General features: G+C 44.0%; 8 protein-coding genes, 1 pseudogene and 1 riboswitch. Of the genes and pseudogenes, 6 read left to right on the forward strand and 3 right to left on the reverse strand.

The features are described from left to right. Nucleotides 1-6: 6 nt before the first annotated feature. Complete coding sequence (locus tag VTH8203_RS14945; RefSeq protein ID WP_096994384.1) at nucleotides 7-2,580, reverse strand: Ig-like domain-containing protein; 2,574 nt, start codon at nucleotides 2,578-2,580, stop codon at nucleotides 7-9. Between the two features lie 259 nt (nucleotides 2,581-2,839). After that, nucleotides 2,840-3,550, reverse strand: a complete 711-nt coding sequence (gene torR, locus VTH8203_RS14950; protein WP_096994385.1) for a two-component system response regulator TorR — start codon at nucleotides 3,548-3,550, stop codon at nucleotides 2,840-2,842. Between the two features lie 280 nt (nucleotides 3,551-3,830). Here torR and torD point away from each other — a divergent pair, with 280 nt between their 5' ends. The 5 genes from torD (at nucleotide 3,831) to VTH8203_RS14975 (ending at nucleotide 7,901) form a co-directional block, all read left to right on the forward strand. Continuing rightward, nucleotides 3,831-4,484, forward strand: a complete 654-nt coding sequence (gene torD / locus VTH8203_RS14955; RefSeq protein WP_096994386.1) for a molecular chaperone TorD — start codon at nucleotides 3,831-3,833, stop codon at nucleotides 4,482-4,484. A gap of 302 nt (nucleotides 4,485-4,786) precedes the next feature. Beyond that, the gene (gene purR, locus VTH8203_RS14960; protein ID WP_096994387.1) at nucleotides 4,787-5,791 is read left to right on the forward strand and encodes an HTH-type transcriptional repressor PurR; all 1,005 of its coding nucleotides are present in this window, start codon (nucleotides 4,787-4,789) and stop codon (nucleotides 5,789-5,791) included. A 179-nt stretch (nucleotides 5,792-5,970) separates the two neighbouring features. Then, nucleotides 5,971-6,058, forward strand: a riboswitch (cyclic di-GMP riboswitch). 115 nt (nucleotides 6,059-6,173) lie between these two features. Further along, the gene (locus VTH8203_RS14965) at nucleotides 6,174-6,764 is read left to right on the forward strand and encodes a TfoX/Sxy family DNA transformation protein (RefSeq protein ID WP_096994388.1); all 591 of its coding nucleotides are present in this window, start codon (nucleotides 6,174-6,176) and stop codon (nucleotides 6,762-6,764) included. Nucleotides 6,765-6,882: 118 nt separating this feature from the next. Then, nucleotides 6,883-7,566, forward strand: coding sequence for a TVP38/TMEM64 family protein (locus VTH8203_RS14970; RefSeq protein WP_096994389.1), 684 nt, complete (start codon nucleotides 6,883-6,885; stop codon nucleotides 7,564-7,566). Next, a complete protein-coding gene (locus VTH8203_RS14975) occupies nucleotides 7,566-7,901 on the forward strand; it encodes a putative signal transducing protein (RefSeq protein ID WP_096994390.1) in 336 nt (111 codons plus the stop codon). Before VTH8203_RS14970 ends, VTH8203_RS14975 begins: the two co-directional genes overlap by 1 nt. Here the strand turns inward: VTH8203_RS14975 and VTH8203_RS14980 are convergent. Further along, nucleotides 7,879-8,520 (reverse strand): annotated as a pseudogene (locus tag VTH8203_RS14980) (alpha/beta fold hydrolase); the annotation flags it as partial. The gene VTH8203_RS14975 and the pseudogene VTH8203_RS14980 overlap by 23 nt on opposite strands. Before the next feature lie 96 nt (nucleotides 8,521-8,616). Between VTH8203_RS14980 and VTH8203_RS14985 the strand changes: the two are divergent. Then, the coding region (locus VTH8203_RS14985) for a helix-turn-helix domain-containing protein (RefSeq protein ID WP_158296086.1) at nucleotides 8,617-8,727 on the forward strand (111 nt) is incomplete at its 3' end.

Here is an 8,727-nt window from a genome sequence, read left to right on the forward strand (position 1 = left end):
GTTTTTTTATTGCTGCTCCAACTGTTCCAGTTTCGCTTTCACAGGTTTTGAAAAGTTAAATCCATCATGTTGATCCCAATTGATCGACCACGTCATCACCCCTCCAAAGTTTGGGTATGGTCGTTCTGGAATCACGCTATCACATCGACTCTTGGTTACGAGACAATCTAATGCGGCGTCGATGTTGGCAATGGGCGCTTGACCAGAATTAGCCGAACTAGGCCCAGATGGAAGGCCGATAGCAACTTGATCATCTCTCAAAGGCATAAACCGACTGCCATCAGCAAGTTCAAACCCTTCAATGAGCATTTTCGATGCCGCGACCATCATATCGACGGACCCCTCTGGCGCCGCGCCTGTTGTGTAGGGGTTTGCCAGTCCACCATTGTTATAGAGCTGGACATGCAGCAGATCTAACATATCGCGAACCTGATCTATCATCGGAATATAAGCCCCCCAAATACCAGAATACGCGACCATTCCTCCTTGAACGTATGGATGTTCAGGTGCCATGGTCAAATACATATCCCCGGCCATATTGGCTTCTATCGCACGTAGTGCTCTTGGCAAACGCGCTTGGATTTGGCTGCCATGTACTAAGTTAGATCCACTTTCCAAATCGATATCCAGCCCGTCAAATCCCCATTCTTCTATGATATTACTTAGGCTGGAGACGAAGGCCGCCTCATCTGAGTCGGTATTCAACGTAATGGTGCCTTCTGCTCCCCCTAAAGACAGAACGAAAATCTTACCTTCAGCTTGTAGTGCTTTGATATCTTGTTTGAATTGTAGGGGGTCGAGCGGAGCGCAATCGGAACGAATATCGCCATTGTAGAGATTAAAATGAACGGTTCCATTACTGTTACGATCATTATCGGCAAAGGCGATATCGATAATATCCCAGTCTTTAGACATTTGATTGAGTGGGATCGGGCAACCCGAACCATTGACAAAATTATGCCAGTAGCCAATCAGTTTGTGTTTAGGCTGAACCACAGATTTAGCGCTCACCATGATGCTGTCGGACGCAACACTGTTACCTTGAGCATCACTTGCAACCACATTCAATTGGTAGGTTCCTACTGAAGGCGGCGTCCATACAAATACGTAAGGTTGCGTACTGGCTACAGCACTACTTTGACCGTTTACAAACAGCGCTACTTGAGTCACATTACTTTGTAATGAGGTAGCTTGAGCGCTCACCAACACGGGCTTATCAACTGCTACAACGCTGCCAGAAATGGGGTCGGTGACGGATGTAACAATAACACTATCACTGACATTGATCGTTCGCTTAACACTTGTTTTCAATCCGTCATTATCGGTTGCGACGATCTCAAGGTCGACTGCGTCTAGCAAGTTGGCGTTCCATGTCCATTGATAAGGAGGTTGCGGTAACGCTCCAAGAGTCATTCCACCGACAAAGGCTTCTACTGATACGATTGTTCCATCTTCATCGTTTGAACTCGCCAAAATAGAAACATCGCTTGCCAATAACACCGTGTCTCCCGGCTGTGGGCTATCAAATGTCACTGAGGGTGGCGATGAACACGCCCCTTGCGTCGTCCATGCCTCTTGCCAATGCTGCCCAACACCTGGTTCGTATGCCCAAGCTGCATTGGAAGCGCACCATCCTGCGACATCACACTGGAATAGCGTATTGTTATGCGTTACCAACGCACCCTGAGAATAACTGGAACCAAGCACATACGGCGACGCGTTAGAACAGCGGCCCCCTGAAGATACTGGTGTCACTGAGATAGAAATTTGTGGCGATTCGGACTTCGCACCTTGATCATCCGTGGCAATCGCGACAACAGTATAGTCACCCGCTTCATTGGGCTGCCATTGGTATTCCCACGGAGCGGTATTAACCATAGCAACAGTGTTGCCGTTAACGTTGAAGTGTACTTCACTTACCACACCATCTGCATCTGATGCTTGTGCTGACAGCAGCATGTTATCACCAAGAGCAATAGTCTCTGTATCCATTGATAACGTGACTTTTGGATGCTGGTTTTCAACATCCCCCACGGTAAAAGTACGACTTACTGTGGTAGTGATTCCTTGGTCATCTTTAGCGACAACATCGAGCTGATAGTTGCCCGCTTGCGTCAACCACGAGACTGAATACGGTACGGTTGTGACTGTGGCTATTAACTCGCCCTGTAGCAGAAACTGTACTTCTCTAATTTGCCCATCACTGTCGCTGGCACTGGCTTCAAAAGTCATCAAATTACCCGAAGTAAGGCTGGCTCCTTGTATCGGCGACAGGACATTCACATTCGGAGGCTGGGTCGCCCCTCGCCCATCACACTGACCTAACAAACTCCACTCTTGCCACGGCCCTGAATACTCTGAAGGACTGACGCTCTGACTCCACCAATTGGCCTGATAAGCAGCAGCTTCTTGAACTACCTTTTGCCCTCCACTGTAGGCCAAATCAGCCTGCCACTCGGAAAGACCATCACATTGATAAGTGTCAGAAAAGCTGGGAAAAGAACAAAGCAGCAATGGTAAAGTCAGGTAACTTATCCTCCGCTTTATTGTGATAAATTGAACACCACTGATCGCATCCATATAAAAGCCCTTGTGTTGAACATTAGTACTATCCACCGCTTCCTGCCGCTATAACGTTGCAGGGATTCAGTTACAAAATAGTTCAATCAAAAATGGCGATTTTGAACTTAATGCCAGTTTGCGTATCTATTCGAGGCAGTTAACAAAATCAACCTCTCATTGCATTTAATATATCGAAGAAAATCAACCTTGCTTCCAATAAAAAACCCCAGAGTATCGAAATGATAATCTGGGGCTCACAAAAGCTTAAAACACAGTGTTAGTCACCAGCGAACATGTATCCTTCACCATGAACGGTGATAAAGATCTGTGGGTTCTTCGGATCAGGCTCCATCTTCGCACGCATGCGTCGGATCAACACGTCGATGGTACGATCATTAGGTGCGTCTACTCTGTGGCTAATCATATTCAGTATACGCTCTCGACTAAGCACCTGATTTGGATACGCCGACAAGGCGACCAACAATTCATATTCTGCTTTAGTAAGCTTCACTGGCTCACCATTATTACTGAGCGAGCGACGCTGCTTGTCAAAAACCCATTCACCAAAGTAAATCAAATTTTCGTTCTGAATCGACTCTTCAATTACAGGTTGCTTTCTTGCAAGAGAAATTCGCCACAACAAGTTTTTGACGCGAACCAACAGTTCCCTTAGTTCAAATGGCTTAGTTACGTAGTCGTCGGCACCCATTTCTAAACCAACAATACGATCGATACTGTCTGTGCGCCCAGTAACTAAAATAATTCCGATATCTGACTGACTTCTTAGTTCACGCGTTAGCATCAGCCCATCTTCTTTTGGCAAATTGATATCGAGCATGACTAAGTCAATACTCGACTCCTGTAGAATCTGACGCATTTGTTCGCCACTTTCCGCTTCGCTTACCACGTAGCCTTCACTTTCGAAGTAACCGGCAAGCTTACTACGGGTAACGACATCATCTTCCACTACCAATACGTGATATTTCATGCCTTTCTTTCTCAATCTTTCAATGACAGGGTCATTCTATTCATAATTAGTCACAATTCTAGCCTACATTGACGCGAATTAAAGAAAACTTGCCTTTTCTTGATTCAAAACAAATAGAATTCTCAAGTTAGAATATGCAACAGAGATCTTCTTTACATTCTTACATCGTTTTTTGCCGTGTTCATAACCCGTCATTTTCTCACCTTTTTTTTCACATCAATGATTACTGTTGTTCATCTTTATTCGCTAAACTAGAAGTAACACTTTTGGAGAGAAGAAAATGCAAGAAATCAAAGCATTTAATGAACAGCGTGCGGAATTATATTGGTGGCTTTCAAGTTTGTTTGCTAGAGAGTTAACTACAGAAGAGCTTGAGAAATACCAAAGCCCTGAGATACGAGCATTCCTAACGGGTTTAGGTGAAAACCCTACTTTGTCAGTCCCTATTAGCTCAATGGTAGACGCCCTAAACAGACTGCAAGTACGTGAAGACGCCCAGCTAGAATTGTCAGCGGACTTCTGTGACCTATTTTTGAAGACAGATAAGCACGGGGCGTTGCCTTATGCTTCGCTGTATATCGGTGAATCAGGGCTGTTAAACGACAAACCTGCTCAAGTGATGTCTGAGTTGCTTGCACAGCATAATATTGCCGTGACCGAAAACTTGAATGAGCCAGCGGACCATTTGGCCATCGAGCTCGATTTTCTTGGCAACCTGATTATTCGTTCCAACGAGTTAGAATCTGAAACTCATATGAATGAAGCAATGGAAATGCAAGCTGACTTTATTGAGCAGCAGCTTCTTACTTGGGTCCCTCAGTTTGTGGCTAAGTGCCAACAATATGATGAGTTTGGCTTTTACGCGGCAGTAGCTACTGTCCTTCAAGCTCTTGTCAAACTAGATCTTGATTACTTGAAAGGCGACCAAGCCTAATATTTTGAGGCGCACGTACTGTTTATCGCTCATGGTTACAGACAAAAGTGCGCCTTATCTATAAATTTGTTGTATAAGTGATTGCTTGTCTTAATTGGTAAGACTACAATCCGCCGTTTAAATGCAAAAGCCGCTTTGGTATTCAACAAGCACAATAATAACCTGTCGAACTGTTGAACCAGACCGCTGAAAAGCGGTTTTTTCATTCAGAATGCACTACTTATTGGGAATCCAGATCTTGGTTTCCAGAATTCGAAGCGGTATTAGCTTTCAATAGCACTCCGCGATAAAAGGATATAGCTATGGCAACAATTAAAGATGTCGCCCGCCTAGCTGGCGTTTCAACGACCACCGTTTCTCACGTTATCAATAAAACTCGTTTCGTAGCAGAAGCCACTCAAGAAAAAGTGATGGCCGCTGTTGATGAGCTTAACTATGCACCCAGTGCCGTTGCTCGTAGTTTGAAATGTAACTCGACGAAAACCATCGGGATGCTTGTGACTCAATCAACCAACTTATTCTTCTCTGAAGTGATTGATGGTGTTGAGAGTTACTGCTACCGCCAAGGCTATACACTAATCCTTTGTAACACTGGTGGTGTCTACGAGAAACAACGCGACTATATTCGCATGCTTGCTGAAAAACGTGTCGACGGCATTTTAGTTATGTGTTCTGACTTAACGGAAGAGCTGTTAGAAATGCTTGACCGTCATTCAGACATTCCAAAAGTGATCATGGACTGGGGCCCTGAAAGCTCTCAAGCCGATAAAATCATCGATAACTCGGAAGAAGGTGGTTACCTCGCAACCAAGTATCTCATTGATAACGGTCACACTGATATTGCTTGTCTGAGTGGGCATCTAGAGAAAGCGGTTTGCCAAGAGCGTATCGTCGGTTATAAGCGCGCTCTTGCGGAGGCGGGCATCGAAATGAAAGATGACCGAATCCTAGAAGGTAACTTCGAATGTGATACTGCTGTTATCGCGGCTAACCGTATTGCAGCAATGGAAGATCGCCCAACCGCCGTATTCTGCTTCAATGATACGATGGCCTTTGGGTTAATGAGTCGCCTGCAACAATTAGGTGTAAAAGTACCTGAAGATATTTCTGTTATTGGCTATGACAATATTGAATTGGCAGAGTACTTCTCTCCACCACTAACAACCGTTCACCAACCAAAGCGCCGTGTAGGTAAGAACGCATTTGAGATTCTTCTTGAACGAATCAAAGATAAAGGTCACGAAAAACGCATTTTCGAAATGCATCCTGAGATTGTAGAACGTGATTCTGTCAAAAAACTTGCATAAATCTGAATAAAGTGCCTTTCTAGGCACTTTTTTTTGATCTTCACCCAATAAACTGAAAGCTTTATTGTTTGTTTCGACACACTCTCCCGCACAAATCCAAGTCAATTATCTGAACCAATATCACACTTTTGCCATAGAGCCATCATAGATGTGAGTCATTTTCATTTATTCTAACTATGTCACGCACAGGGCAAACCACCTGAAAGGGTGGGACGCAAAGCCACCGGCCTAAACCAAATTTATTTGATAGGTAGCGGGGTTACCGATGGCAAGGGTATTAGCATTCTTTTAGTTTTCGGCTAACAGAGGGCTGACACCCGTTTGCTATACTCTCGGACCTGATTTTGGTGACACAATCAATAACACCGAGAAAAGAATAAGCATGGACAATCCTATACTAAAAAACTCGATGCAATTGTTCGCTCAACTTGGAAGAGTTAAGTCTCGTTCTATGTTTGGTGGATTTGGTATCTTTATTGACGATACCATGTTTGCATTAGCAGTGAATAACAAATTACATATCAGAACTAACCGTCAGACGATCGCTAAATTTAAGGAACTTGGTTACAAGCCATATGTTTACAAGAAGCGTGGGTTCCCCGTTGTCACAAAGTATTTCGCACTCCCTGAGGACTGCTGGCAAGATCAAGACGTTATCTTGACTCACGCTCGTTCCGCCCTAGAGTTTGCGAAAACAGAAAAAGTGCAACAATCGGAAACGAAGCCCAATCGACTCAAAGATTTACCTAACTTAAGACTGGCAACTGAGCGTATGCTCAAAAAAGCTGGAATTGAATCGGTTTATGACCTTCAAGAGCAGGGTTCAGTGGAAGCATTTAAAGCTATCCAACGTACACACTCAAACACGGTTGGCCTTGAGTTACTTTGGGCGCTAGAGGGTGCTATTAATGGCACGCACTGGTCCGTTATTCCACAAAACAAAAGAGAAGAACTGGCCAGCCTAATTAACTAGTCATTTCCTGTCCGAATAAAAATCAGCCTAATGGCTGATTTTTTTAACTTAAGATGAAAGTAAATATCTTCTTGTCCTGTCTACTAAACTAATAAAGAGTCGTCACAAGGACAACACCATGAGCAAGAAACTAATACTGGGAATCGTACTTCTCTCCATCGTTGTTTTTTTAGGTATTAATTTTGGCCAATACCTAACACTAGAAAATGCTCAGGCTCAACAAGCCGCACTCAGCGAATATATCAATCAGAATTTTGTTACTACCGCATTGGTTTACTTTTTTGCTTACATAGCGATTACTGCCTTTTCAATACCGGGAGCAGCCGTGGTAACGCTATTAGGGGCGGCCCTATTCGGATTCTGGACCAGCCTACTTCTGGTCTCTTTCGCTAGCACCATTGGCGCCACCATCGCATTTTTAAGTAGTCGCTTTTTGCTACGTGACTGGGTTCAAAGCAAGTTTGGCTCAAAGTTGGAAACGATCAACAAAGGCGTAGAAAAAGATGGCGCCTTTTATCTGTTTTCGTTACGACTCATTCCGGTATTTCCATTTTTCCTCATCAACCTGTTGATGGGTTTAACACCTATCAAAGTGTCAAAGTATTATTTGGTAAGTCAACTGGGTATGTTGCCTGGTACAGCCGTTTACCTAAATGCAGGCACACAACTTGCCAACATTAATAGTCTGTCAGGTATCGTTTCACCCACTGTTTTAGCGTCGTTTGCCCTACTCGGTTTATTTCCACTGATTGCTAAATGGATTATGGCGCGAATTTCTCGCTCACCACGGGTTCAAGAATAATGAAGGTTTTTATCGGCAACAGCCCAACTGAAGCACACATCGTCCAACAACAATTGGAACAAGAAGGAATTCTCTGTGAAGTCAGAGGCGAGGGAGTTTATACGTTAAGAAGTGAAGTTCCATTTGATGAAAATACCTTACCTTACGTCTGGCTGATTGACCATCGACAAATTGTGAAAGCCAAAGCGATCATCACTGAATGGCAGCAGCAGTTAAAATCGGATACAGAAAGAAGCGAGTGGGTTTGCCCATCGTGCCATGAGGTCAACGAAGCACAATTTGGCGCATGTTGGCGTTGCCAGACATTAGCGCCTAGAGAGGTGTTACCGATTTAATAAAAGCGATTGAGTGTCGATTGAACTCGTCAGGGTTTTCTACATTACAAACGTGACCGCAATCTTTGATTTCTAACAGTCGGCTGGACTTATGTTCAGCAACCATTTCTTTCACTGGCTTGATAAACATGTAGTCTTTTTCACCCATTAAATACAAAGTAGGAATAGGTAGTTCCCTCTCTTTGAAGTAACGATTCAACGGGTTTACCTCAGTCGTTAATCGGTACCAGCGCTTGAATTCATTTTGGCACAGTTTCTTGGCTTCCCTAACGAACAGGTGCCGTGATTCTCTCTGTCCACGTTGTGGCATCACGATATACGCAAATAAACTGTAGAGCCACATATATGGGATAATATGTTTACTCATATTGCCAATCTTCACCAATATTTGTGAGCGCGTATTAAAACGCGTGACCGCCCCACCCAACACCATAGACCGTACTCTTGGCATTGCCAGTTCAGCAATATTACGTACTATGATGGTACCAAGAGACATACCAACAAAGTGCGCGGACTGAATTTTTAGGTGATCCAAGACACGAACGATATCCATGGTTACCGTTTTAAATGTGTACTTGTTGGCGATAATATCTTTCAAGAATTGATTCGATTTACCGTTGTCAGCGCCGATGTAAAAATGACCCACTAACGCCGATTTAAAATTGACCCACCTGAGGCAAACTATCCGTTCGTAAAATGGACAAAGCGGCGGATTATGATCAATCAGGAGCAACTAGTGGAAATACACGTTTTACATCAGCAAGGGCAAAGCATCCGCTGCATCGCGCGAGATTTAGGTATCTCTAGAAATACCGTTCGCACTTAT

This window comes from Vibrio thalassae, assembly GCF_900089835.1.
Lineage (GTDB): Bacteria > Pseudomonadota > Gammaproteobacteria > Enterobacterales > Vibrionaceae > Vibrio > Vibrio thalassae.

Excerpts from the sequence above, each read along its gene's own strand:
- VTH8203_RS14945 (WP_096994384.1), bottom strand. The coding sequence starts at position 2,580 with ATGGATGCGATCAGTGGTGTTCAATTTATCACAATAAAGCGGAGGATA.
- torR (WP_096994385.1), bottom strand. The coding sequence starts at position 3,550 with ATGAAATATCACGTATTGGTAGTGGAAGATGATGTCGTTACCCGTAGT.
- torD (WP_096994386.1), top strand. The coding sequence starts at position 3,831 with ATGCAAGAAATCAAAGCATTTAATGAACAGCGTGCGGAATTATATTGG.
- purR (WP_096994387.1), top strand. The coding sequence starts at position 4,787 with ATGGCAACAATTAAAGATGTCGCCCGCCTAGCTGGCGTTTCAACGACC.
- VTH8203_RS14965 (WP_096994388.1), top strand. The coding sequence starts at position 6,174 with ATGGACAATCCTATACTAAAAAACTCGATGCAATTGTTCGCTCAACTT.
- VTH8203_RS14970 (WP_096994389.1), top strand. The coding sequence starts at position 6,883 with ATGAGCAAGAAACTAATACTGGGAATCGTACTTCTCTCCATCGTTGTT.
- VTH8203_RS14975 (WP_096994390.1), top strand. The coding sequence starts at position 7,566 with ATGAAGGTTTTTATCGGCAACAGCCCAACTGAAGCACACATCGTCCAA.